The organism is Paenibacillus sp. Z3-2, from assembly GCF_054161325.1.
Genome location: NZ_CP096397.1, coordinates 754,001 through 778,310 on the forward strand (window position 1 = coordinate 754,001; position 24,310 = coordinate 778,310).

General features: G+C 47.2%; 20 protein-coding genes. 14 read left to right on the forward strand and 6 right to left on the reverse strand.

Features of this window, described 5'->3' with window-relative positions:
- Positions 1-119 precede the first annotated feature (119 nt).
- Positions 120-2,834, reverse strand: coding sequence for an aconitate hydratase AcnA (acnA, locus tag M1D71_RS03285; RefSeq protein WP_458125232.1), 2,715 nt, complete (start codon positions 2,832-2,834; stop codon positions 120-122).
- Between the two features lie 362 nt (positions 2,835-3,196).
- On the opposite strand from acnA, the gene M1D71_RS03290 reads away from it, so the two are divergent.
- The 7 genes from M1D71_RS03290 to M1D71_RS03320 all read left to right on the forward strand — a co-directional run bounded on the left by M1D71_RS03290 (position 3,197) and on the right by M1D71_RS03320 (position 9,985).
- On the forward strand, positions 3,197-4,216 hold the full coding sequence (locus M1D71_RS03290) for an amidase domain-containing protein (protein ID WP_458125233.1): 1,020 nt from the start codon (positions 3,197-3,199) through the stop codon (positions 4,214-4,216).
- A gap of 137 nt (positions 4,217-4,353) precedes the next feature.
- The gene (locus M1D71_RS03295; RefSeq protein ID WP_458125234.1) at positions 4,354-5,454 is read left to right on the forward strand and encodes a D-alanine--D-alanine ligase; all 1,101 of its coding nucleotides are present in this window, start codon (positions 4,354-4,356) and stop codon (positions 5,452-5,454) included.
- 30 nt (positions 5,455-5,484) lie between these two features.
- Positions 5,485-5,808 (forward strand): hypothetical protein, encoded by a 324-nt coding sequence (locus tag M1D71_RS03300; protein ID WP_336765484.1) that lies wholly within the window; start codon positions 5,485-5,487, stop codon positions 5,806-5,808.
- Positions 5,809-5,963: 155 nt separating this feature from the next.
- A complete protein-coding gene (uvsE, locus tag M1D71_RS03305) occupies positions 5,964-6,965 on the forward strand; it encodes a UV DNA damage repair endonuclease UvsE (RefSeq protein WP_458125235.1) in 1,002 nt (333 codons plus the stop codon).
- A 107-nt stretch (positions 6,966-7,072) separates the two neighbouring features.
- Entirely contained in the window at positions 7,073-7,936 is an 864-nt protein-coding gene (locus M1D71_RS03310; protein WP_458125236.1) for an inositol monophosphatase family protein, read from the forward strand.
- Positions 7,937-8,166: 230 nt separating this feature from the next.
- Positions 8,167-8,457: a hypothetical protein gene (locus M1D71_RS03315; RefSeq protein WP_458125237.1), complete on the forward strand. Its 291-nt coding sequence runs from the start codon at positions 8,167-8,169 to the stop codon at positions 8,455-8,457.
- A 205-nt stretch (positions 8,458-8,662) separates the two neighbouring features.
- Positions 8,663-9,985: a stalk domain-containing protein gene (locus M1D71_RS03320; RefSeq protein WP_458125238.1), complete on the forward strand. Its 1,323-nt coding sequence runs from the start codon at positions 8,663-8,665 to the stop codon at positions 9,983-9,985.
- Positions 9,986-10,106: 121 nt separating this feature from the next.
- Here M1D71_RS03320 and M1D71_RS03325 read toward each other — a convergent pair whose 3' ends face one another.
- Entirely contained in the window at positions 10,107-10,661 is a 555-nt protein-coding gene (locus M1D71_RS03325) for a hypothetical protein (RefSeq protein ID WP_458125239.1), read from the reverse strand.
- A 188-nt stretch (positions 10,662-10,849) separates the two neighbouring features.
- On the reverse strand, positions 10,850-11,338 hold the full coding sequence (locus M1D71_RS03330; RefSeq protein ID WP_458125240.1) for a hypothetical protein: 489 nt from the start codon (positions 11,336-11,338) through the stop codon (positions 10,850-10,852).
- A 352-nt stretch (positions 11,339-11,690) separates the two neighbouring features.
- On the opposite strand from M1D71_RS03330, the gene M1D71_RS03335 reads away from it, so the two are divergent.
- The 7 genes from M1D71_RS03335 (at position 11,691) to M1D71_RS03365 (ending at position 20,491) form a co-directional block, all read left to right on the forward strand.
- Entirely contained in the window at positions 11,691-13,478 is a 1,788-nt protein-coding gene (locus tag M1D71_RS03335) for a histidine kinase (protein ID WP_458125241.1), read from the forward strand.
- A complete protein-coding gene (locus M1D71_RS03340) occupies positions 13,453-15,006 on the forward strand; it encodes a response regulator transcription factor (protein WP_458125242.1) in 1,554 nt (517 codons plus the stop codon). The genes M1D71_RS03335 and M1D71_RS03340 overlap by 26 nt, the downstream gene beginning before the upstream one ends.
- Positions 15,007-15,225: 219 nt before the next feature.
- Positions 15,226-16,509 carry an ABC transporter substrate-binding protein gene (locus M1D71_RS03345; protein WP_458125243.1) on the forward strand — a complete coding sequence of 428 codons (1,284 nt, stop codon included), beginning with the start codon at positions 15,226-15,228 and terminating at the stop codon, positions 16,507-16,509.
- Positions 16,510-16,648: 139 nt separating this feature from the next.
- Positions 16,649-17,551, forward strand: a complete 903-nt coding sequence (locus tag M1D71_RS03350; RefSeq protein WP_347388637.1) for a carbohydrate ABC transporter permease — start codon at positions 16,649-16,651, stop codon at positions 17,549-17,551.
- 2 nt (positions 17,552-17,553) lie between these two features.
- Positions 17,554-18,393: a carbohydrate ABC transporter permease gene (locus M1D71_RS03355; protein WP_347388636.1), complete on the forward strand. Its 840-nt coding sequence runs from the start codon at positions 17,554-17,556 to the stop codon at positions 18,391-18,393.
- A gap of 97 nt (positions 18,394-18,490) precedes the next feature.
- Positions 18,491-19,699, forward strand: a complete 1,209-nt coding sequence (locus M1D71_RS03360) for a rhamnogalacturonan acetylesterase (RefSeq protein ID WP_458127149.1) — start codon at positions 18,491-18,493, stop codon at positions 19,697-19,699.
- Positions 19,700-20,074: 375 nt separating this feature from the next.
- Positions 20,075-20,491 carry a sensory rhodopsin transducer gene (locus tag M1D71_RS03365; RefSeq protein ID WP_458125244.1) on the forward strand — a complete coding sequence of 139 codons (417 nt, stop codon included), beginning with the start codon at positions 20,075-20,077 and terminating at the stop codon, positions 20,489-20,491.
- Positions 20,492-20,573: 82 nt separating this feature from the next.
- Here M1D71_RS03365 and M1D71_RS03370 read toward each other — a convergent pair whose 3' ends face one another.
- Genes M1D71_RS03370 through M1D71_RS03380 form a run of 3 tightly spaced genes read right to left on the reverse strand, consistent with a single transcriptional unit; the run spans position 20,574 to position 24,287 of the window.
- Positions 20,574-21,734 carry a Ger(x)C family spore germination protein gene (locus M1D71_RS03370; RefSeq protein WP_458125245.1) on the reverse strand — a complete coding sequence of 387 codons (1,161 nt, stop codon included), beginning with the start codon at positions 21,732-21,734 and terminating at the stop codon, positions 20,574-20,576.
- Positions 21,731-23,200, reverse strand: coding sequence for a spore germination protein (locus M1D71_RS03375; protein ID WP_458125246.1), 1,470 nt, complete (start codon positions 23,198-23,200; stop codon positions 21,731-21,733). The genes M1D71_RS03370 and M1D71_RS03375 overlap by 4 nt, the downstream gene beginning before the upstream one ends.
- A complete protein-coding gene (locus M1D71_RS03380) occupies positions 23,181-24,287 on the reverse strand; it encodes a GerAB/ArcD/ProY family transporter (protein ID WP_458125247.1) in 1,107 nt (368 codons plus the stop codon). The genes M1D71_RS03375 and M1D71_RS03380 overlap by 20 nt, the downstream gene beginning before the upstream one ends.
- Positions 24,288-24,310 lie beyond the last annotated feature (23 nt).

The following is a 24,310-nucleotide window of genomic DNA, read 5'->3' on the forward strand; positions in this document are numbered from 1 at the left end:
ATTAGATTGATCGAGCATATCGACAATTAAATAATATAAAAAAAGCTCCCCATCACGTGCAAATCGCACGTAGCGGGGAGCTTTTTGGTATAACTTCATCACATTAAATATTGATGTAATTAAGCTTTTTTCATCATTTGACGCAATACGGTTTGTAGGATACCGCCGTTATGGTAGTAATCCACGTCGACCATGCTGTCCAGACGAGCGATGACAGGGAAGTCGAACTGTGTACCGTCCTCGCGAGTTACGGTTACTTTCAACTCTTGTCCTGGTTTCACATCATTGCTGAGACCCGTAATGTCATACGTTTCACGTCCGTTCAGACCAAGGCTGGACCAGCCGTGACCTTCCTGGAATTGCAATGGCATTACGCCCATGCCCACCAGGTTACTGCGGTGAATCCGCTCGAAGCTTTCCGCGATAACGGCTTTGACGCCGAGCAGGAATGTTCCTTTTGCCGCCCAGTCACGGGAGCTTCCTGTACCATACTCTTTACCAGCGATAACGATCAGGTTCTGTCCTTCATCCTGATACTTCATGGAAGCATCGTAGATGGACATTTCTTCGTCCGTCGGCAGGTACTTCGTAATACCGCCTTCTGTACCAGGAGCTACCTGGTTACGAATACGAATGTTGGCGAACGTACCACGCATCATTACTTCATGGTTACCACGGCGTGAACCGTAGGAGTTGAAGTCTTTGCGCTCTACGCCATGCTCTTTCAAGTACAGTCCAGCTGGGCTGGATGCTGCAATATTACCTGCTGGCGAGATATGGTCCGTTGTCACGGAATCCGCAAGCAATGCCATAACGCGTGCAGAACGGATATCCGCTATATCGTTCAACGTGTCGCCAAGCTCTTGGAAGAACGGAGGATTCTGAATGTACGTGGAATTCGGATCCCACTCGTACAATTCGCCTTCCGGTACAGAAATCGCATTCCAACGCTCGTTGGCTGTAAATACGTTCTCGTACTTGTTGCGGAACATCTGAGCGTTCAGGGAACTTGCGATGGTATCCTTGATTTCCTCGGAGCTAGGCCAGAGGTCCTTCAGGAATACAGGCTCATTGTTCGTATCATAACCGATTGGATCGGTTTCAAAGTCAATATTCACAGTACCCGCAAGTGCATATGCAACAACGAGTGGTGGAGATGCCAGATAGTTGGCTTTAACCTGTGCATGCACACGGCCTTCGAAGTTACGGTTACCAGACAATACAGCCGCTACGGTCATATCGTTCTCAGCAATGGCTTCGCTCACTTCGTCCGGCAGTGGGCCGGAGTTACCGATACATGTTGCACAACCGTAGCCGGCAACGTTGAATCCGAGTTGGTCGAGGTACGTGATCAGACCTGCTTTTTCCAGGTACTCGGTAACCACAAGGGAACCTGGTGTCAGACTGCTTTTCACATATCCTGGTTTGGTCAGGCCGCGTTCAACTGCTTTTTTCGCGAGTAATCCTGCTCCGACCATAACACTTGGATTCGAAGTATTCGTACAACTTGTGATCGCCGCGATCACAACAGCGCCTGCTTTCAGTTCACTGGTGGAACCGTTCGGATGCTTCACAGGTACGGTTTGTTCGATTTTCTCATCGCTCAGACCGTAGCCGCCTTTATCTACAGGTGTGCGAATGATGCTGTTGAAGCTTTCTTTCATTTGTTTCAGCTCGATGCGATCCTGTGGACGTTTTGGTCCTGCAAGACTTGGTACAACAGAGCCGAGATCCAGTTCAATCACATCTGTGAATTCAGGATCAACGGTGCTGGAAGTACGGAACATGCCTTGAGCTTTGTAGTAAGCTTCAACCAATTCAACCTGTTCGTCAGGACGGCCAGTGCTGCGCAGATAGTTCAACGTTTCGCTATCAACCGGGAAGAAACCGATGGTAGCGCCATACTCAGGTGCCATGTTGGCTACCGTTGCACGGTCAGCCAGACCGATGTTGGCAAGACCTGGTCCGTAGAACTCAACGAATTTACCAACAACACCTTTTTTACGAAGCAATTGGGTAACGGTAAGTGCCAGATCCGTTGCTGTTGCGCCTTCGCTCAGGCTGCCTGTCAGTTTGAAACCGATAACGTCCGGTGTTACAAAATAAAGCGGTTGGCCCAGCATGCCTGCTTCGGCCTCGATTCCACCAACACCCCAACCAACAACACCAAGTCCGTTGATCATGGTGGTGTGGGAGTCTGTACCTACGAGGGAATCCGGGAATACAACGGTTTCACCGTCCACGGTTTTTGTTGCTGCCACGGAAGCGAGATACTCCAGGTTAACCTGGTGAACGATCCCTGTGGATGGTGGAACGGCACGGAAGTTGTTGAATGCCGTTTGTGCCCAACGCAAGAAGCGGTAACGCTCTTCATTACGCTCGAACTCGACCTTGATATTGTAATCAAGTGCATCGTTGGTACCGAAAGCATCAACCATGACGGAGTGGTCGATAACGAGATCGACGGGCACGAGCGGGTTGATTTGTTTCGGATCGCCGCCTGCTTTTTTCACAGTATCACGCATTGCAGCGAGATCAACGACAACCGGTACACCGGTGAAATCCTGCAGAACGATACGTGCAGGGATGAATGGAATTTCCTTGTTATTGTCACGGCCATCTGCCCAGCCGGTCAGTTGTTTTACGTGTTCTTCGGTAATGGCACGTCCGTCGAATTGACGAATTGCTGCTTCAAGCAACACTTTAATGGAGAAAGGGAGCCTGGAAAGATCGCCGTGGCCGCCTTCCTGAAGAGCATCGAGACTGTAGTAGCGGTAAGACTTGCCTCCAACCTCAAGACTGCGAGCGGCGGAGAAATGATTCTTTGCTGACATACATGTACCTCCTTGGGATGTGTCGGTGAGATGAAGAAAACGTTCATTTACGTGAAGAACAGGCCTTCATCGTTCCGTGTTCTCGTTTGTTAGTTTCATCAGGTGAAACGTAATTTCATAATCATAACTTTAGTTTTAAGTATACCGTTTTCACCTCTGTACGTAAAGGGCTTTTTGCCTGTTCAAGCAAGCTTTTGAACCAATGAAGGCGTTTTCGTGAAGCGAGAAGGAATAAGATATCGCATGTACCTGAATTTACCGAATTCAGAGACTTCATCCCGAGACACGTACATACAACCGAAGACCCTCTCATATGAATAGTAGGAGTTTATATACGCAATGAAATACTTCAGACAGAACTCATGCCAAAGGGGGACATAGGCTTGGAACGGGAATGGAAGAGTGCCTTATACACTTACGTGAACCAGTACAATCGCTGTGAGATCGACTACCGTCCACAGACCAGCGAACGGATTGTTACCGATCCTGACTTCGTGGTAGAACGGGGAGAGCGTATGGCAAGGCTGGACGAATGGTACCGTAAGCGGCGCGCCGTGCCTCTTCGCAGCGAGACCAGCGCCAAGCTTGTGCGCACTCTCATGGATGGACAGGAAGAAGCGGTGGTGGATGTACAATTGTACAGCAGGCTGTTCTACGAGAAGAACGGGATCACCCATCGGGAGGACCGGATTGAGCGGGAGCGGTTAACCTTTCTGCGGCAGAGTGATGGATGGATCATTGGACGGGTCGAGCGGGAAGTGCCGGAGCGTCGCCCAGCTGGAGAAGGGCGTCCCTTTCAACAAGCCGATTTTGTACAGGCGATGAACCGGCCGCTGCTGAATCGGGAAGTTCTGGGTCAAGGCAGAAGCTCAAGGCAGCAGGCGTATCGTAGAGATCTGGCAGTTGCCTATGCAGATCGATGGTGGAATGCAGGGAATCCGGCATATGAGGAATTTGATGTGGATTGCACCAATTACGTGTCCCAATGTCTCTTTGCAGGGGGCGCACCCATCCACTATACTGGTAGAAGAGAAGCTGGCTGGTGGTATAAGGGGTATGTGAACGGCTCCGAAATGTGGAGTTTCAGCTGGGCGGTTTCCAATAGTCTGGAGCGTTACTTGTCAGGCAGCAGCTGGGGTCTGACTGCCACAGCAGTAGATCGTCCCGAGCAGCTGATGCTCGGAGATGTTATTCTTTACGATTGGGATGGAGACGGCAGATTTCAGCACAGCACCGTTGTGACCGCATTTGATGCGGGCGGCATGCCGCTTGTTAACGCACATACGGTGAGCAGTCGTCACCGATATTGGGATTACCGGGATTCTTACGCTTGGACAGAGCGGACGGTATACCGGCTTTTTCATATTGCAGATGAGTTTTAATGACGAAAGATTTTCGGGATGCGGTGACGCAGACATCCAGTTCCGTGTAAAATAAGACCAGGTAACGCAAGCAGAATAACAAGGGTGCTGAGCATGCAAGGGTGACAGCATCAGGCACAGATAATCGGAGGTTACGCATGAGTATGGATAAATTAAAAGTAGGCGTCGTGTACGGCGGCAAGTCAGGCGAGCATGAGGTGTCGCTGCAAACGGCGTTTGCTGTAACGAGCGCATTTGATTATGAGAAGTATGAACTGGTTCCTTTTTATATCTCCAAGCAAGGTACATGGAAAAAAGGACCTGTCATGCATGCGCCGTTCGCGCAGATTGAAGATTTGAAGCTGGAGCAATCGGCGGGTGGAACTCAAGATGCACTGAATGCACTGTTTGGCCGATTGTATGGCGGAGCAGAAGCCCTGGACGTGATGTTCCCTCTGCTGCATGGTACGTTTGGTGAAGATGGCACCATTCAGGGCATGTTCGAGATGGCGGATATGCCATATGTAGGTGCAGGTGTACTCGCTTCAGCTGGCGGCATGGACAAAGTGGTCATGAAGAAGCTGTTCGCACAGGCTGGTATTGACCAGTGTGCCTTTACGTATTTTAACGCGACACAATGGAAGCAGACAGAGCACGAAATGATCGTACAGGTGGAAGATGAACTGGGATATCCTTGTTTTATCAAACCGGCTAATCTGGGCTCCAGCGTGGGCATCTCCAAAGCGCGTAACCGTGATGAGCTGAAAACCGCTGTCGAGTTCGCACTTCGGTACGATACGAAGGTAGTCATCGAAGAATTCGTTGAAGCACGCGAGGTTGAGGTAAGCGTCCTTGGCAATGACGAGCCTATGGCTTCCGTTCCAGGGGAGATCGTATCCTCCGGTGAATATTATGACTATGCAGCCAAGTATATCGATGGTCAGTCACAGATGCTGATTCCGGCACCACTTGACCCCGAAGCTGCAGATCGCATTCGCGAAGCAGCATTGCAGGCGTTCCGTGCGATCGAAGGTAACGGGATTTCACGTGCGGACTTCTTCATTCGGAAAAATGACGGTGCATTGCTTATTAATGAAGTCAACACCATGCCTGGTTTCACACCATACAGCATGTACCCACTCTTGTGGCGCGAGACAGGTGTGTCGTATGCCGAGCTGCTGGATCGCATGATTGAGCTGGCACTGGAGCGTTATAACCGCAAGCAGGCACTGAATTACGAGAACGGCGTACAGGCGTAGCCTGAGACGACAAGATCAGGAGGGGTATGCATGGGATTTCAGACTGAATTCAATTCCGTATGCAAGTTCAAGAGTGAGCAGGAACTGTACGAACTGCTTGAATACGGTCGCGGCAAAATGGTTAAACAAGGCTTTCGGGTATTTCCTACCGGCCAGAAAGTCATTGCTTATACACCCGATAACGTGGCTGTAGCCATCGTGAAGATCGTGGTTTCCATTGCAGAGATCAACTTCCAGGGTCAAGAAGTAACCGAGGTAGAGATGCAGTTGATCCGCAAACTGACCGAGGAAGAATCACGCGTTCAGACCGCACTCGCGGATGAGATGTTCTTCGGAGAGCAAGCACAGGAATAGTTGCTCAGTGTGATTGTAGGGCGGATGGACTGATTTGCCAGAATACGATTATGGTCACTCTTTTAGGGTAAAACTTGGTTATATACAGTGACGGTACATCCTAACGGTTGAATATGCCGTGCAGGTTTTCCGCCCTAACAGAGAGGAAGAAATTCATGCTCGTACGTTTTGGTTATGTGGCAATGTCCGTGCTTGTTGAGAATGCCTCACCTTCCCGGACCATGACCATGTCCAGTTTTAACAAAATTGATGACAGGGAAGCAGCCATCCGCAAGCTCGAACGGATTGCAGCCGAGAACCTGCACAATACACTACGATTACTCCGGCACAACAAGGGTAGCCATATTCATGTATATCGCTTCTCTTCCAAATTGATTCCACTGGCGACACACGAGGACTTGAATGACTGGGATCCATTCCCGGCACTGAAGCAGGACTTTGCGGCCATTGGTGATTTTGTGAAGGCGAATCATATGCGTGTGTCCTTTCACCCGGATCATTTTACCGTACTTAGTACACCTCGCGAGCAAGTTCTGCACAACTCGATTCGCGACCTTCGCCATCATGTTCGGATGCTGGATGCCATGGGTCTGAATGCCACTGCCAAGAACAATATACATATTGGTGGTGCATACGGGGACAAGCCTTCGGCGGGGCTTCGTTTTGAAGAGAACTTTTTGAAGCTGGATCGGGACATTCAGGAGCGACTGACACTCGAAAATGATGACAAAACGTTCAATGCGGCCGAGACACTCGCTGTATGTCAGCACTTGGGATTGCCCATGGTGCTGGATATTCATCACCAGTGGGTCAATAATGAGGGTGAACAGCCATGGGATCTGTGGCCTGATATCCTGAAAACATGGGATTCACCGCTCGCTCAGGCAGATTCACCGGCTGATCAGCCATTGCCACCCAAAATTCATGTGTCCAGTCCGAAGAGCGAGAAGGATCTGCGAGGGCATGCTGATGGTGTAGAGGTAGAGCCTGTGCTCGACTTCTTGCGTCATATTGCAGCAGACACCCCGAGGCTTGACGTGATGATTGAGGCCAAACGTAAGGATGAGGCTCTTGTGCAACTGATGCAGAAGCTGGCATTCTATCACGAAGAGGGTGTGGAGTGGGTGGACGAGTCTACCGTCATCATTCATCCGTAGTGTCAAAAGGGGCCTGGGCAACGAGAAACTTTACGACCTGTGAGGCGTATACTTTTAACAAGAATTTCAACTTTTCATAGATTGATATAGAAAGTAGAGTGAACGCTTTGAATGAGAAGGAAAAGCAACCTTATGTCGTGACAAGCAAAAGCTATACTGCCGTTGCCATTAATGCAGCTTCCAAGGCCGGTGAATGGATCAAGAGTCGTCTTGGAACGGTAAGCGAACTGGGAACCAAATATTCACCTCAGGATCTGGTCACCGAAGTGGATAAAGGAGCGGAGCAGATGATCCGCCGCCTGATTCTGACCCATTTTCCCAGCCATGCTATTCTGGGTGAAGAAGGCGTAGAACCGGGACCGGAAGCTTCAGCAAAAGCACTGAAAGAGGCAGAGGAGGAAGAGTTCCTTTGGATTGTTGATCCTGTCGATGGAACGACGAACTTTGTACATGGATTTCCGTTTTACTCGGTATCCATTGCTTTGGCCCATAAAGGTGAAGTCATTGTCGGCGTGATATACGACCCTTCCCGTGATGAGATGTTTGTTGCGGAAAAAGGTAAAGGGGCATACGTTCACGGAAACCGTATGGTTGTATCTGGTGAGCAGGAACTGAATCAGAGTCTGATTGCGGTTGGTTTCCCGGCAGATACGACCTATGCGCTACCGCTTAATATGGCCGCTGTGCAGGCTCTTGCTCCGCAAGTTCGTAACTTGCGTGCAGGCGGATCTGCTGCCATGCATCTGGCATATGTTGCTGCAGGGCGTCTCAGTGCCTACACTGAAATTGGATTGAAACCATGGGATATTGCGGCAGGCGCGCTGCTGGTGGAAGAATCCGGTGGCAAGGTTACCGACACCATCGGAACGCCTTATCAATTGTCTGTAAGTCATCTGGTTGCCAGCAACGGCCACATCCATGATGCATTGACAGATGTGTTGAAGGAAGCGAAGGCTACCGGCTTGGAGTGAGTTGATTCAACTCATCCATGCTTTAATAACCTGTAAATTGTACATTAACGGAGGGGACAGAAAGCATCTGAAGAAACGAAGTGCTCGCCTTTATCACCGGATTTCTCCCTTGGATAAGGGAATCAAAGAAATCTGGGGATAACAGCGATCGGAAGATGGTTCTGTACACGAAGTGGACGTCCAATAGTATGGTTAACGCATGTATGACTTTAATTAAAGGAGCGAAAACAATGGATGAATCCAAAGAACTGGAACGACGGCTCAGTGAAATGCTGACGGAAGGGGACATGGAAGAGTCCGGCGACACCGATCAGCGTGAACGCCAGCTGATTCCTCCCAAATATGAAGTTCGGATACAGACGGAACGTGATCCAATTGTCGAGGAAACATTAAAGTACCGGAAGATGGTACGCGAAGTGGACGATCGTTATGATCGGTACCTGGATCGAGCTGCCGGGAAAAAAGCGGAGAGCAACACGAGTCATACGAATTCGGTAGACTCGGAAAAGCCCGAATCTTAACGAACCACGAACTCTATAGTTGTAAGATAACCAATAACAGGCTCCTCTCAGGGAGTCTGTTATTTTCATGTGTGTTTCTGACAGAGAGGACAAGGCCTGCCCTTAAATGATAGAATAGAGTTACACAAATTTATGTCATTGGAGCGACAGATGTACTATACATTAGTGTAAAATTATAGATTCGATTAAAGGAGTGTTACCCCGAATGAAGCGTAAACGTATATGGGAAAATACAGCTGCCGGTATAACGGCGAGCATGTTGGCAGGAATGCTGTTCTTCACATCATCCGCATTGCCTGCACATGCTGCTGATGTCAAAACTGGCGTATCGCCAGCGGGTACAAACGAGGCTTCGCTGACTGCGACGAATGATGCAGTAGCTGTAACCCAGGAGTTCCGCATCGTCACATTGGGAGATTCCATAACGGTTGGGTATGAGCCCAACACGAAAGAATTGCCTTATGGTTATGTAGAACGACTGCATGAGCAGGGTTTGCTGCATGGACGTACACAGGTGGATAACTACGGGATTGCTGGTTTGAAAACCAGCGGCCTCAAGAACTTCACTACCGCAATTAAGGAAGGCAAGACACTCACTTCCGAAACTATTCAGCCGAGTCTTCCCGATCCAAGAGCGGGACAGATTGGAGCAAATACTGCTGCAATTCGAGAGAGCATAGCACAGGCTAATCTGGTTGCAATCACCATTGGGGGAAATGACGTATCTGAGCTTCTCGGTACAGCAGACAAACTGAGTGATCAGGAACTGGAAGAGAAGGTAAAAGAATTACTCGCAACATATACAGCCAATGTTAGTGCAACGATAAATGATATCCATGAGATCAATCCGACAGCTAAAATGGTCATCGCTGACCAGTATCAACCGATGCCAGAAGTAGCCGGCAAGGCCCTCTATGCCAAACTTATGGAGGCATCGCAAGGCTTCACCCAGACTATTGATGGAATTGCAGCTCAATTCACAGCTCAGGGTACCGATGTAAAGGTGGCTCACGTAGCTAAGGAGTTTATTGGCGGTGAAGGCACCATGACACATATGATCAAAAATCGCGATTTCCACCCGAATCAATTCGGATATGCAGCCATTGCCGAAGAATTTGCCAAAACGATCTGGGGCGACTACACGAAGCTGACTGCACCTGATACAGGTGAACCGATGAATATTATCGTGAGTGGTAAAACATTGAATACACCGTACAAACCGATTATCCGCAATGGCAAAAACTTTGTCGCGATCCAGGATATCGTGAACGCGGTCGGTGCCACTACAGTATGGGATAACAAAACTTCAACAGCAACCATTACATACGAAGACCGGAAGGTTGCCGTGAAGATCGGTGCCAATGCAGTGAAGGTTAACGGAGCATCCGTTACCGTGGATACACCTGCATTCCTGAACAAGGTAGGCAAAGAGTCCAAAACGTACGTCCCCCTTGCCATGGTAGCCGAAGGCCTTGGGTTTGACGTGCTATATGTAGCGAAGTTGAAAACTGTTTTTGTGAATCCGTAAAACGTATATACGTATTTATTAATAAGGTTTGGAGATACGAAACTAATTAAAATGAGAATGCCGACACCTTCCTTTATGATTAGGAAGGCGTCGGCATTTTTACTTGGCAGACTGAATGAAATTATAAGGTTGTACTACTTTTGCGCTTTTTGTACAGATGGTGAATCCAGGTGAAGATCCATTCCATAATATGATAGAAAACTGAAATGGATAGAGCGGACCAGAAATCTTGGATATACACCCCTTCAAAGATAGAGGCCAAAAAGTAAATAATGATACTGTCTATTATTATTGTGACAGAATTTCTGGTATAAACTGAAACCCGTCTTTGCACACCATAGTTCAAGGCAGCAATGATAATAGGATGAATGATTGTTTCGAAGAATATAAATCCAATTAAAATAAATACAGAAAATATAATCCCATCACCAATCTGTTCAAAATATAACGAATTACTCATTCCACCAAAAGTATAAAAGAACAAACTATATAATGCTGTGAAAAAGGCAACAGGCACAATGATCAATAGAGATAACAAAGGGATAAGCCAAAGTCTTACGTGTACTGGTGGGGGTGATTCTTTATCTTTGCGAGCTATAAACTTAATGATTTCATTTAGTGATACAAAAAGAAAAAGTATCAAAATAAAGAGAATAAGTATGTGGGTAGAATTCATATTTCCTCCTATGGGATTATTAACATCTAAATTACTTTAATTGCCATAAAAATAAAATATACTTTACTTCTTAAGAAGTAAAGTATATTTTTTCAACTACCTCAAGTTTATGCTAAAAAAGTAATTTTAAATAAATTACTGGTAATAAAGTCTGATTGAGGTAAAAGTATTTTTCAACTACCTTTAATTTAAAGTCCTGCTAACCAAACAATGTATGTTGCAATTTCATAAGCCTCTGCTGGTGGGACTCCAATACTAACAAGTCCAGAAGCAATAATATTTTCTTGCCAGTTCGTAATAGAATCGAGTAAATCTGCAATTTTACTTGAATATTTGATCACAAAATTACCTGCACTAGGACTAAGTTTTGAGAGTAATTTACCTAGGTAGTCTCCACCGTAGCGAAGGGCAGAAGTGATTGCTTTTTTAATAACATTTGAAATAAGATTTTGTGCTCCTACATCACCATTATTTACAGCAGTTGGAGTTATAGTAACTGTATTAGATGAAACAGTAGGGAAAGATCTTGTAGTTAGATTGTTGGGAACGATTGTTGAACTAACAGATACAACTGTTTTCGTAGGAGCGGGACTTGCAAAAATAGTAGCCGGCCCAGATAAGGCGCCTAATAGCATTGCTGCGGCTAAAGTAGAAGTAATTGTTTTTTTGAATTTCAAGATTGTACCCTCCATTTTATTAAAAAAATGGGTTATAATCCCTGTATTTCAGCGCTATGCTATTTATAGCACGATAAAAAACAAATGTCTACATTAAAGACAAAAAAAGTCATTTATATACAATATAATACATTTTTCTTGTTGAGAGTTTGTGTAGTATAGAAATGGCTTTCATTTTTCCCTAACTTTCTTATTTAATTGGATTTGAGCATTGTGCAAAACTCATCTCTATATTGTTGTATAAATATGACTTGTCAGATGACCATGGATGTGTAAATATGAAAATAACTTACAATATAACCACTAACCCATAGCAAGACAGCACCCTTCGCAGGCCAAAGGAGCGCTTAGGATGAGCAAAATTAAGAACGCTTTCACAACAATGCCGATTCATAATAAGACGATTCTCCTTATCGGATTGTTGATGTTAATCAGTTTTACGTTTTATGCATCCGTACTCCGATATGTGTTCAGTATTTATGACCGGCAGATCTATGAGAAATCCTCGCAGGTCCTCAATATGTCTTCAGTAGGCATTGAGAATCAACTACGTGAAGTTTCCAATCTTTCCTTCAAGGTGATGTCAGACGAGCCGCTTCAACAATATCTGCTTCAACTGGAAAAGGCCGAGACGGGATATGAGAGAAATGGTCTGCGCAAGAAAATTACCAACCGATTGGTTGCTTATGCAGGTTCTGAGAAATACGTCTATTCTATGCTATTTATCGATAATGATAATAACGTTATGGCTGCAGGGAACCGCGAAGGGATTTCGGAGTCGAAGCAAAAGGAACTCGTATCACTGGGAGATCAATATACAGGCTCTAATGTCTGGCACACCAGCGGGGATAAACAAGCAAGGCTTTTATCTGTACGACAGGTGAAATCTTTTACTGGGGGTGCATTTACACTGGATAAGCTCGGGACTCTTATTATCCGAGTACGCCTGGACCGAATCGTACAGGATCAGATGCAGGAACCGGCAGAGGACTCACAGTTATTGATCTCGGATGGAAAAGAAGTAATCTATCCAACCGAATCTTCGGTAAGTGAAGCTGAGATTGAATCGGAACTGAAGCGTAGCCAGCCCTATGGAATTGCCATGTTTGAGCAGGGTAGACACTTTGTTGCCCGTGCCAATTCTTCCTACACAGACTGGACGTACCTGTACACCACACCTTTTGATCAGATGTTTAAAAAAATTCAGTTTGTTAAACAGTTGGTCACGGTCATTTTTATCATGATTTTTCTGGCAGCACTCATCATTGGAGCAAAGTTCTCCCGCAGTATTACCCACCCGATTGCGCAGTTGATCAAGAAGATGCGTAATATCGAAAAAGGTGATCTGGATAAACTGGAGGAGGCTGCCCTTGGTAACGTTCCAATGTCTCCGCAGAATGAGGTTGGGCTGCTGCATCGCACATTCAAGATGATGCTTCAGCGGATTCGTGAATTGATTGATGAGAATTATTCGAAGCAACTGGTGATTCGTGAGACTGAGTTGAAAGCGCTTCAAGCACAGATTAATCCTCACTTTCTATACAACACGCTTGAATCAATTAATTGGATGGCCAAAGTACAGAAACAACGTCAGATCTCTGAAATGGTTGAGGCGCTTGGATTCCTGCTGCGCAGCTCTGTGAATATGACAGAGAAGTGGATCACACTGGAAAGAGAGCTGGACATTGTCCGCAGCTACGTTATAATTCAGCGCACCCGTTTTGAAGAAAGATTGGATTTTGACATGGACATTGCCCCTGAGGTGGGTTCAGCACGAATTCCCAAGTTAACATTGCAGCCTCTGGTGGAGAACGCCATACATTATGCACTCGAACCAAGCATTGATCCTTGCCGAATTCGAATAAGGGCGAGAGCAGAGGGAGACCAAGTCATTATTGAAGTCGAGGACGATGGTCCAGGGATGACACCGGAATTCCTGGAACAATTACATGAGGGACGCATACAGACAAGAGGACAGGGCATTGGGTTATCTAACATCCAGGAACGAATCAGGCTGACCTTTGGCGAAGAAGGCAGAATGGTGATGAGCAGCAAGCCCGGATCAGGAACTGTAGTATCGATCAGCATACCTTGGATTAGAGAGGACGATGACGATGTACAAAGTGATGCTCGTAGATGATGAACGTGTCATTCTGGAGGGAATATCCCAAGTGGTCGATTGGGCCGCAGCAGGTACGGAATTAGTGGGTACGGCGAGGAATGGGATTGAAGCACTGGACAAAATCGGGCAGTCGAGGCCCGATATTATCATTACGGATATATCCATGCCGGGTCTGGATGGCCTAGGACTCATAGAGAAAGCATCCGAAGCATACCCGGGAGTACGGTTCATTATGTTATCTGGCTATAAAGAGTTCGAATATGCCCGCAGAGCGATGCAGTATGGTGTGAAACATTATTTGCTCAAGCCCTGTAACGAGAATCAGATCCATGACGCGCTGGCTGAACTATTGCAGGAACATCAGGATGCGCAGGTGAAGGAGCATGTCGCTGGTGAGATGAAACAGCGTTTGCAACGGGTCCTTCCGCATGTAAAGGAGCAATTTTTGCTGGAGTTCATGACGAACCGAACCTATGGGCCGGTCGATTTGGAATATTACCAGGAACTATTTGATCTGAAACTTGAAGATACTGCAGTTCGGTTACTGCTGTTCCGGATTGCGGATGAACATGATTACAGTCATTTGTTTGCCATCAAAAATATCGCCAGCGATCTGCTCCCACATGTACTGTTAAGCACAACGATTGAAGGTAGACTCTTGATTCTACTTGCGGATTCAGCTGATCCCGCTGGACTGAAGGAGAGCATTGAAGAGGTTCGGGATGCATTTACCAGACTATATAAATTGGAAGTGACCGCTGCACTGAGCGAGGCAGATCGAATGATCGAGTCTCGGCGTTTGTTCCGTGAGGCATTGCAATATCTGAATCATCGCTTCTTTATCGGTGAAGGCAAGTTGATTACGAAGAATGATCTGGTTCTGGCCGGAGAATGCGACGGGTTGCATGTAGAACAGGATGCCGAGCAATTGTGTCAGTTGATCAAATCGGGCAATTGCGAGGAAACAGCCGCAGAGGTAGATCGTCTGTTCGATCTATTATCGGGTCAGCAGTTGGAAATTGAAGTGACGCGTTCGTATGTAGTGCAGCTGTACTCGGCGATGATTCATGTCTGTCCGCCCGAAGAGGCAACAGAATTTACTCAGCGTATGGCGGAGTTGCCCCACATGGATACGTTATCTGCTTTGAAGTCTTTTGTCGCGAGCAGTGCAGCCCGGTTAACCTCTGGTTATTATAAAAACCATATAAGTCGTCAGTCTTCAGCCGTGGAGAAGATGATGGATATCGTGGATCGTCATTATGGAGAGGCAGATCTTTCACTCAATGGAGTCGCCCATCAGATGTTATATATGAATCCAGATTATCTGGGCAAAATTTTCAAAAAAGTCACGGGCGAGAATTTCTCCAACTACGTGAATCGTCTGCGCATCGAACGAGCGTGTGATCATATTCGCAGAGGTGGGGATGTGAAAGTATTCGAGCTTGCCGAATTGTTCGGATTCGGCGGTAATTCACAATATTTCAGTCAGGTGTTCAAAAAGTGGACGGGGATGACGCCTACGGAATTCCGCAGGATCGGCATATAACAATGCACTACCAATCATATGATTCGTGTCTGGGGAGGATGAACAGCGCCGTGAGGGGGACTGTTGTCCTCCTCTGTTTTTTGAACCAACAAGACGGTTTTGTGTATTCAACTCTGGTCGTACATTTGCGAAAATGACATTAACAAGTTTGTGAAAGCGTTATCAGTAACGAAGGCAACGCTTCGCACAACCATATCAACATAAAAAGGGGAGATTGGCATGGTGAAAAAGGCAATATTCCTGATGATGGCTGCATTGCTCGTGTTTACAGCGGCATGTAGCTCAGGTGGAGGAACTGAAGGAGCATCTGGGGATGACTCGGTTACTCTGCGGATCGCTTGGTGGGGCTCGGATGCAAGGCATGAATATACACAGAAGGTCATCGACCTGTACAAAACGAAAAACCCGAATGTCAAAATCGACGTGGAATATGCTTCATTCGATGATTACTGGAAAAAACTTGCACCACAAGCAGCAGCAAATCAACTGCCTGACATCGTTCAGATGGATATTTCCTACATCAGCCAATATGCACAGAATGGTCAGCTAGAGGATTTGGCCCCTTATCTGGGTAACCAGATCAAAGTGGACGATGTATCCGAAAACGTTATTAGCACAGGTGTAATTAACGGTAAACAATACGGCGTACCTGCCGGTGTTAACGTTCTGGGCTTCCAATATGATCCTGCGCTACTTCAAAAAGCGGGAGCCGACGCAATTCCTGAAGATATGACATGGGAATCGTACGAAGCACTGGGTAAACAAGCCGCTGAGAAAGGTCTGTATTTGGATGGAGGCGTAGCCCCGGATATTTTCTTCCATTACTTCCTGCGTACCAAAGGACATTCCCTTTACAATGCAGAAGGAACGGGTCTTGGTTATGATGATGACCAATTGTTTGTGGAATTCTTTGGACTTATGCGCCGCATGATTGAGCAGGGCGCAGCACCTACGCCGGATGTAGCCAACCAAACCAAAGGCATTATTGAGGAGTCAGATCTGGTGAAGGGTAAGGGCGTTGGGATATGGCAATGGTCTAACCAGTTTGTAGCCGTACAGCAAGTAGCTGACCGTCCACTGGAGTTCGCTCCTATGCCTGGACCGGACATGGAGAAGGGTCTCTACATGCAGCCAAGTATGTATTGGGGTGTAACATCTAACTCCAAAGTGAAGGAAGAAGCAGCGAAATTCATTGATTTCTGGGTGAATGACGTGGAAGCGAACAAATTGATCAAAGGTGAGCGTGGCGTACCCATCTCAGGAGCTATCAAAGAAGCTATCGCACCTGAGCTGAGTGATGCAACGAAACAAGTCTTTGAATTCGTAGCAGCCATGGAGCCTAAGGCTTCCCCGATGAGCCCTCCGCCACCTGTGGGTTCACCAGAAGTAATCTCATCGCTGGCAGATGTGGTTGAAGAGTTGAACTTTGGCAAGATCACAGCCGAACAAGCAGCAGAAACATTCCGCAAGAACGCCGAATCTGTACTTGCGAACAATAAATAACAGTTGAATGATGGCTTGCTCATCCCACTGCAGGGATGGTCGGGAATGGGGCTACTCGCGAATGCGAGGGCCTTCTCCCCGTCCAGATAACCGAAGCAAGGATTGGGGGCAAGCTGATCCACGAAGGAGGTTCGTTCCATTGAGGCAGTATTCGTCGTTACGTAGAAACTTAACCGGATATGCGTTTATTAGCCCGTTTATTATTGGATTCCTGGGCTTTACGCTAATCCCCATGTTTGTTTCCTTATATATGTCATTCACAAGTTATAACTTGTTCACTTCTCCACGGTGGATTGGGCTCGACAACTACACCAAAATGTTTTTTGATGACCCGAAATACTGGAACTCGGTCAAAGTGACGTTTCTGTATGTATTCATTGGGGTACCGTTAAGATTGATCTTTGCCCTCTTCGTAGCGATGGTCCTGAACACTGGCTCTCGTATGATCGGAACGTACCGGACGCTGTATTACCTGCCATCTATTATCGGTGGTAGTGTGGCCGTATCCATTATGTGGCGTAACCTCTTCAGTAATGAGGGTGTTATCAACAGCGCTCTAACGGCAATCGGGATCGGGCCTATAAGCTGGTTTGGTGACCCGAATGCGTCCCTGGTTATGCTCATCTCACTGTCTGTGTGGCAGTTCGGTTCGTCCATGCTGATCTTCCTGGCTGGTCTCAAAAATATCCCCACTGAGATGTACGAGGCAGCAGGTGTGGATGGCGCGAATCCTATACGGAAATTTTTCAGCATCACCTTGCCACTGCTTAGCCCGATCGTCCTGTTCAATATGATTATGCAGACGATTGGAGCATTCATGACTTTCGTACCTGCTTACATTATCTCCAAAGGCGAAGGCGGTCCAATGGACGGTACGATGCTGTACTCCCTGTATCTGTTCCGTCAGGCATTTATGTTTAACAACATGGGGTATGCTTCGGCAATGGCCTGGATCATGCTCATCATGATCGGTATACTCACGGTAGCCGTGTTCCTGACATCCAAGTTCTGGGTGTTCTACGAATCTGAAGGAGGGAAGTAACGATGGTTTGGAGAAATATAAAATGGCCCGTTTATCACCTGTTCGTTGCAGCTCTTGCCCTCCTGATGCTCTATCCCGTACTCTGGATGCTCTTCAGTTCATTCAAGGAAAGCCGTACAATCTTCGTTACCGCGGATACCCTGTTTCCTGCGGAGTGGATCTGGAGCAACTATGTGGATGGTTGGAAAGGCACAGCGGGAAGACCGTTTATGGATTACATCACGAACTCACTTGTAATCGTGGTTATTTCCACCATCGGTGCCGTAATATCGTCATCGCTGATCGCTTTCGGTTTTGCCAGACTGAATTTCAAGGGACGCACGTTCTGGTTCTCCTTGATGATGTTGACGCTGATGCTGCCGCATGACGTGGTATTGGTTCCTCAGTACATCATCTTCACGAAGCTGGGCTGGCTGAATACCATCTTGCCAATCGTTGTACCAACATTCTTCGGAATGCCATTCTTCATCTTCCTGATGGTGCAGTTCATACGAACCATTCCGAAGGAGCTGGATGAGGCTGCAACCATCGACGGATGTAACAAATTCAGGCTTTATATTCAGATTATTATGCCGCTGATCAAGTCTTCTCTGGCGACAGCAGCGATCTTCTCCTTCTACTGGAGATGGGAGGATCTGCTCGGTCCGGTATTGTACCTGAACTCGCCTGAGAAGTATACCGTATCCATGGCACTGAAAATGTTCCTGGATAGCGAATCTGCTTCCAACTGGGGTGCAATGTTCGCGATGTCCATCGTCAGTCTGGTTCCAGTTGTAGCTGTGTTCTTCATCTTCCAGAAACAAATTGTTCAAGGAATGAGCACCAGCGGACTGAAAGGCTAAGCAGAATTTTCTGCCTCTTGCCCGAATGAACGTTTACGAAAGTTAAACAAGGAGGATGTTCCTTTTGAATAAAGCTCAGGGTAGTCAGGCCGTTGCCATGGAGGCAGCGGCAGAGGGCCAGGCAGTGTCCGTGACCAGCTGGAAGTTTAACTTTGGACCGGACTCGGGAAGAGCAGATGATACAGAGGATTATCTGCAAGTGACTGCAGCAACCTCGTATGGGGATCGCGGAGGATATGGATTCGAAGCAGGTTCTCTGGTATATGAGAAACAACGGAGCGGTGATGACGATGTGTCGGATCCCACCAAACAATATCATAGCAATCAGGGGCAGACGACCGTGTCTGCCCGATTGCGTTCAAGCTTTTGTATTCCGCTCAAAGCATCGTTCATCGTGGATCTTCCTGATGGAACCTATCAAGTTTTACTTGTTACAGGTGATGAATTGGCCGAGACGGTAACCCGTGTGAAAGCCGGTGAAGGCAGGGTCGTACTGCCAACCATCCGTACACTTCCTGGGCAATGCGCAGAGGTCCGATTCTCGGTGGTTGTTCGCGGGGGCAGGCTCCGTCTGTCATTCTCTGGTCCTGCACCAAGAATTAATGCATTGGAGATTACTCTCGCGAATCAGACCATGACCGTATTTCTTGCTGGGGATTCTACCGTAACGGATCAGCCGGAAAGTGGATACCCGTATTGCGGTTGGGGTCAACTGCTGCCTGCACAGTTCAAACATGATGTGGCAGTGGATAATCATGCCCAGTCAGGCCGAAGTTCCCGCAGTTTTATTAATGAAGGCAGATTGAGCGTTATAATGGAGCGAATGAAGCCAGAGGATTTTTTGTTTATTCAATTTGGACATAACGATGAGAAGCCGGACCCTGAACGAGGGACGGATCCATTCACAACATATAAGGAGTATTTGAAAAAGTATATTGATGCTGCCCGGGAAGCCAAGGCTCGTCCGGTACTCGTGACCCCGGTGCATCGTCGCTATTTCGCGGATGATGGCACATTGAATGATACCCATGGCGACTATATCATCGCCGTGCGTGAGCTGGCGGAAGAGGAAGATATTCCGCTGATCGATCTGGCTGAGCGGAGCCGCCTTCTGTTCGAGCAGGCGGGTGTGGAAGGCACCAAGGAAGATTTTATGTGGGTGCTGCCAGGCGAGTATGTGAACTTCCCGTCAGGCGTGGAGGATAACACGCACTTTCAGGAACGTGGCGCCCGTCGCCTTGCCCATCAGGTGGCAGAAGCCATCCGTGAGTTGCAATTGCAACCGCTGCAGATGTATCTGCGGTAGGAGAGTAACCCCAGAAGTTGTAGAGGACTTGATTTTACTACTCTAGGAGATAAGCTACCGCAGGATTTTAAGTCCTGTGCGTCTGTATTTTCATTAAGCGAGGTAAACGAAGTGAAGAGCCATCAAAAGTTGCCCAGCGAATAGCGAAGGCAATACTTTTAAATCAGTCCGGCGAGCGTAGCAGCGGAGGAGGGCGGAATCGGGTAGAGGGAGCGAAGCGTCCGCCTTTGGAGCGGGATTTCCTCTGCTAAGGGGAAATAATAGAAATCCCGAGCCAACAGCGGCCCGCAGCCCGATCCGCCCGCCGAAGCGTCTGCCCCGCGAGCCCATTGATTTTAACCTATATTGCAATCGCAAAAGAGGAGGATATATTCAATGACACCTGACCAGACAGATGCAGGCACGTCTGCCCGTAAGAACGCTTCAGCACCTACAGGTCACACCTACTGGGTTATTCCGGATGGCTACATTCCCCCAGAGAGCCGAGGTACACTTGAGAGTCATGAGAGTATCTGTGTCCTGAACACCAGTGCAACGGATGCAGAGCTGAGCATCACGATTTACTTTGAAGACAGAGAGCCACTTGAAGATATTGTTGCTGACGTGCCAGCGAGAAGGACAAAGCATATTCGCACTGCATCACTACGATCCGGGGAGCAGTCTATTCCGCCAGGCGTGCCTTATGCGATTACGGTTTCGAGCAGCATCCCTGTTATCATTCAGTACAGCCGTTTGGACACGACCCAGCCTGAATTGGCTTTGATGAGTGTCATGGCGTACCCATCAGGATAACTTCGCCAATCGACAGCATAGCTGGAGATGGTAAGAAGCCCCGTAACCTTGCATCCAATGCAGGGACGGGGCTTCTTTTTCTTCATTTTTCGCTGTATTTATACGTGCTCGCATTCAGGATATCCACGTGGACCTCCACTTTACCAAGTTTAAAACGTTTGAGTGGATCCGCCCGGTTGTAGACTTCCTGTTTCCATAAGGGAAGGTTGTGGCGATATAAGTGTTCCACAAGACCATAGGAATCAATCATGCGTGACTTGGTTTTTTCGAACGTATCTCGGATTTGGGATTCGATCTGTTTCTCGGCTTCTTGTTCCATGGCATCTGGAGACCGAGGAGCCCCATGATCTTCGGTGATGGCGGTTTTGACCGAGGTAAACAGATCGAATGTGACGCCTTCTCCTTGTTTCCTCGCCTTGATTCTAGTCTTGGGATTTTGAAGCATCAGCGTCAAGTCTGGAGTCTTCTCACCGTTCCCATAAACATACAATGGATACTGATACACACGCCCATAATTTACTAATCGTGTACCATCTGCGTCTGCTCCTGCAACTCTACCCTGACTTGTGCCTTTGGATATCACATAAAATCCATCCATTCTAACAAGGGGTGGCGTTTTATCGCCGTTGAACCAGGTCTCGTTCCTCGTTGAAACCGAGGGTAAAAGAACGACGGAAGCCGGTTCCCGTAATCCATCGAGAAGCTGATGGAGCCGGATAGGTTCGTAACCGGAATGCTGTTTGTATAGCCTCATGGGCTCAAATAATTCAATGGTCTGGGCGGATTGGTTCAACAATGCAGAGGGAGAGAGTATATCCGGAATGTTATGCTCTGTAGCATAGATCCAGGGTGTATATCTTAATTGGCCTGAATGAAGAAGTGTGTTAAAGATATCCTCCAGTCGACCTTCCAGCACTTTTTTGGATAAAACAATAGCTTTAACATGAGTCCAGAGCGTTTGCTGCTGTGACGTTTCATACAAGTCGTTAATAGCCATACTCAGTGTTCTACCCTTGCCTCGTCCAGTCCATATATCCCTTGTCTCCCGGGAAGTTGGCGTTTCCTGTTTTGCAATACTGGAGAAGTCAATCAGTTGGGCATAAGCAATATACTGGTTGTCCACATAGTCAATTCCTATCGCCGTAATGAAGTTTATACTTTGCACCTCTTTGGAATCCCAGCACCCCGTTAGCAGGATTAAGCAGCTTAGAAGAAGGCCGCTTATGGATACCCAACTTTTCACGGACGTTTCCTCCGGCGGGTGGAATCCTGTGTATGAAGTGCAGCTGGACGCTGGGTTCTTTTCATGGAAGGGGGCATGGATACTGCCTGGGTGAAGTCTCCGGGAATGTAGGGAGAAACAGGCGTCAAGTAAGAAACTCCATAACATTCCAAGGATACGAGATGCACCAACAGGGCGAATAGTCCGATCATAAATCCGAATAATCCAAGAATGGAAGAGATGAGTAGCATCCCGATCCGGATATGGGCAGTAGCCCCGCTTAGCACAGTATTCACGAGAATATAGCTAGAGATGACTGAGATCGCTACCGTGACAATAATGGTAGGGGACGTAATCCCGGCGCGAATGGCAGCATCCCCAATAATAAGCCCGCCGACGACGCTGACCGTCTGCCCTAACGCACGTGGTAACCTACGCCCTGCTTCGTTAAATAGCTCGAACATAAAAATCATCAGGAACGCTTCCAGTGTCACCGGCATGGGCAGGCCCATTCGAGTACCAGCAATCGTTGCCAGAAGAGGCAGGGGAATCTGTTCCACATTGAAGCTGGTCAAGCCAATATAAAAGCCTGGGAAGAAACAGGCGATCAGCAGTCCGGAAATACGTAAAATCCGTTCAAAAGTAACGATGAAAAAGGGTGTACTCTCGTCCTCCGGAGACTTCAATTGATTGAAAAGTGTAGTTGGCGCGATGACCGCTACAGGAGAACCTTCGATCAAAACAGCAAAACGACCGTTTAATAGAGAATCAACGACAAAATCAGGACGTTCGGTGTTATCTGTGAGTGGAAAGATACTGCGAACCCCTCCCATAACAGCCCGTTCCATGATTGAGGTGCCCAGAATGCCATCAATCTCAATCTGATCAAGATTGTGTCTTGCTTCTTTCAGGATTTCTGGATTAATAATATCTTTGATATATAGCAGACCAATGGCTGTCTGTGTACGACCGCCCTTTACGTATTTTTCATAACACATTGAGGATGTTTTCATTCGTTTGCGAATGAGAGCAATATTCACGGATAGCTCTTCGGTAAATCCATCACGTGGCCCTTTTACTGAAGACTCAAGGGCAGATTCCTCGGGACTACGACCGGGTATGCTCGCAATATCCATACTGAAAGACGGGCCCCCACTCCCCAAAAATATCAACAATTGCCCACTAAAAATCAAAAGATTTAGATTATCGACATTATTAAGGTCTTTCACCGGATTCAGTGTTAATTCCGTTTCTTTAGGACGTGATTCTTCCATAAGCAAGGAATGCTGTTCCAGCCGAGGGATAATGAACTGATTGATTTGTTTGGCATCGACCAAACCGTCGCAATACAGCAATATCACTGGAAGCACCGTATCATCTTTGGCTGGAAAAGTCTGAATAACAACATCGGCGCAGGGATTGAATTGCTCTTTCAAAGAGGCGAGCAGTGTTTCATGGGACGTGGTGTCAATCTTCTGGTGCTCCATGATGTTTCCTCCTCTGATGGCGTGAACTGATGAATGCCACAATCGTTGCAATAACCGCCAGTCCGCTCAGATACAAGAGATTGAATGGGAATATGTAATGGACAAGCAGGTTCTCAAATGTTAAATCAGCCAGACGGTATAACATGGTGACAATAAATAAGACACCTAATGAGATACAGCTGATGAGCTTTCGGGTGGCGCTCTTAATATTCCATATTTCTACCACAATATACATCGCAAGACTAATTCGAGTGAAAGATCCAGCGAGCCATTGATAGATGGAAAAAAAGTCGGTCTGAGCGATGTATTTTCCCAAAGAAGCAATTCGCCATTCTTCAAAAGCGGGATATCGCATTTTGGCAGCCTCATAAGGATTGAATTCCACAATTGCACCAATGAGTGGGCCGACGGTCAGTCCGACAATAATGAGTGCGAGCATCAGGTACTGCCATACACGTATACGTTTGGTCAGGTGAGGCTGTATGTACCAGAGGAACAATAGTTCAAACATGCCCGATAGACTGTATACCATGCCATGAAGAACGGAATGCCATCCATGTTCAAGCACAGGGAGGAGACGGCTGTAATCCTTGTATTGGGTATTCACGATTGCGACATAGAAGCCAAGCACCACCACAAGTGGCAGGATTAATCCTGCTGTAAATGCTAGAGAACGTATCCCTTTATAAGCCGCATAGGCACAGAGAGACATCAGGGCAATGCTTGTAACCAATACAGGTGTTTCCGTCAGGTAACTGGTTTTTGCCCAGGTGGTGGTATCGTGTAAAGTGAAATAGATGATGGACAGAAAAAAGAGGCTGTTTCCAATCCGTAATAGCAAGCCAAGAGGCTTACCCAGATGGGAAGTCAGCCAATCATGCAGCGTTTGGTGCTGGAGAAAACGAGAAACATAGGCAAGCATGAGCGCAAATACAAGGTAGGGTCCTGTAGACAAAAGAACAGAGATCCAGGAATCCCTTTTAGCCGCAGACAACAGGGCAGGAATAATCAGAACGTGGCAGATTAGACCAACGGATAACATGATTAACATCATGGCTTGCAAAAAAGATGGCTGTGTACGTTTCATGCTGAGGAGTCCCCTTTTCCCAA

What these genes read in the sequence shown, in the direction of transcription:
- M1D71_RS03360 (WP_458127149.1), top strand. Translation starts at nt 18,491, where the DNA reads ATGGAGGCAGCGGCAGAGGGCCAGGCAGTGTCCGTGACCAGCTGGAAG.
- M1D71_RS03320 (WP_458125238.1), top strand. Translation starts at nt 8,663, where the DNA reads ATGAAGCGTAAACGTATATGGGAAAATACAGCTGCCGGTATAACGGCG.
- M1D71_RS03325 (WP_458125239.1), bottom strand. Translation starts at nt 10,661, where the DNA reads ATGAATTCTACCCACATACTTATTCTCTTTATTTTGATACTTTTTCTT.
- M1D71_RS03345 (WP_458125243.1), top strand. Translation starts at nt 15,226, where the DNA reads ATGGTGAAAAAGGCAATATTCCTGATGATGGCTGCATTGCTCGTGTTT.
- M1D71_RS03375 (WP_458125246.1), bottom strand. Translation starts at nt 23,200, where the DNA reads ATGGAGCACCAGAAGATTGACACCACGTCCCATGAAACACTGCTCGCC.
- M1D71_RS03355 (WP_347388636.1), top strand. Translation starts at nt 17,554, where the DNA reads ATGGTTTGGAGAAATATAAAATGGCCCGTTTATCACCTGTTCGTTGCA.
- M1D71_RS03295 (WP_458125234.1), top strand. Translation starts at nt 4,354, where the DNA reads ATGAGTATGGATAAATTAAAAGTAGGCGTCGTGTACGGCGGCAAGTCA.
- M1D71_RS03315 (WP_458125237.1), top strand. Translation starts at nt 8,167, where the DNA reads ATGGATGAATCCAAAGAACTGGAACGACGGCTCAGTGAAATGCTGACG.
- M1D71_RS03335 (WP_458125241.1), top strand. Translation starts at nt 11,691, where the DNA reads ATGAGCAAAATTAAGAACGCTTTCACAACAATGCCGATTCATAATAAG.
- M1D71_RS03300 (WP_336765484.1), top strand. Translation starts at nt 5,485, where the DNA reads ATGGGATTTCAGACTGAATTCAATTCCGTATGCAAGTTCAAGAGTGAG.
- M1D71_RS03340 (WP_458125242.1), top strand. Translation starts at nt 13,453, where the DNA reads ATGTACAAAGTGATGCTCGTAGATGATGAACGTGTCATTCTGGAGGGA.
- acnA (WP_458125232.1), bottom strand. Translation starts at nt 2,834, where the DNA reads ATGTCAGCAAAGAATCATTTCTCCGCCGCTCGCAGTCTTGAGGTTGGA.
- uvsE (WP_458125235.1), top strand. Translation starts at nt 5,964, where the DNA reads ATGCTCGTACGTTTTGGTTATGTGGCAATGTCCGTGCTTGTTGAGAAT.
- M1D71_RS03290 (WP_458125233.1), top strand. Translation starts at nt 3,197, where the DNA reads ATGCCAAAGGGGGACATAGGCTTGGAACGGGAATGGAAGAGTGCCTTA.
- M1D71_RS03380 (WP_458125247.1), bottom strand. Translation starts at nt 24,287, where the DNA reads ATGAAACGTACACAGCCATCTTTTTTGCAAGCCATGATGTTAATCATG.
- M1D71_RS03365 (WP_458125244.1), top strand. Translation starts at nt 20,075, where the DNA reads ATGACACCTGACCAGACAGATGCAGGCACGTCTGCCCGTAAGAACGCT.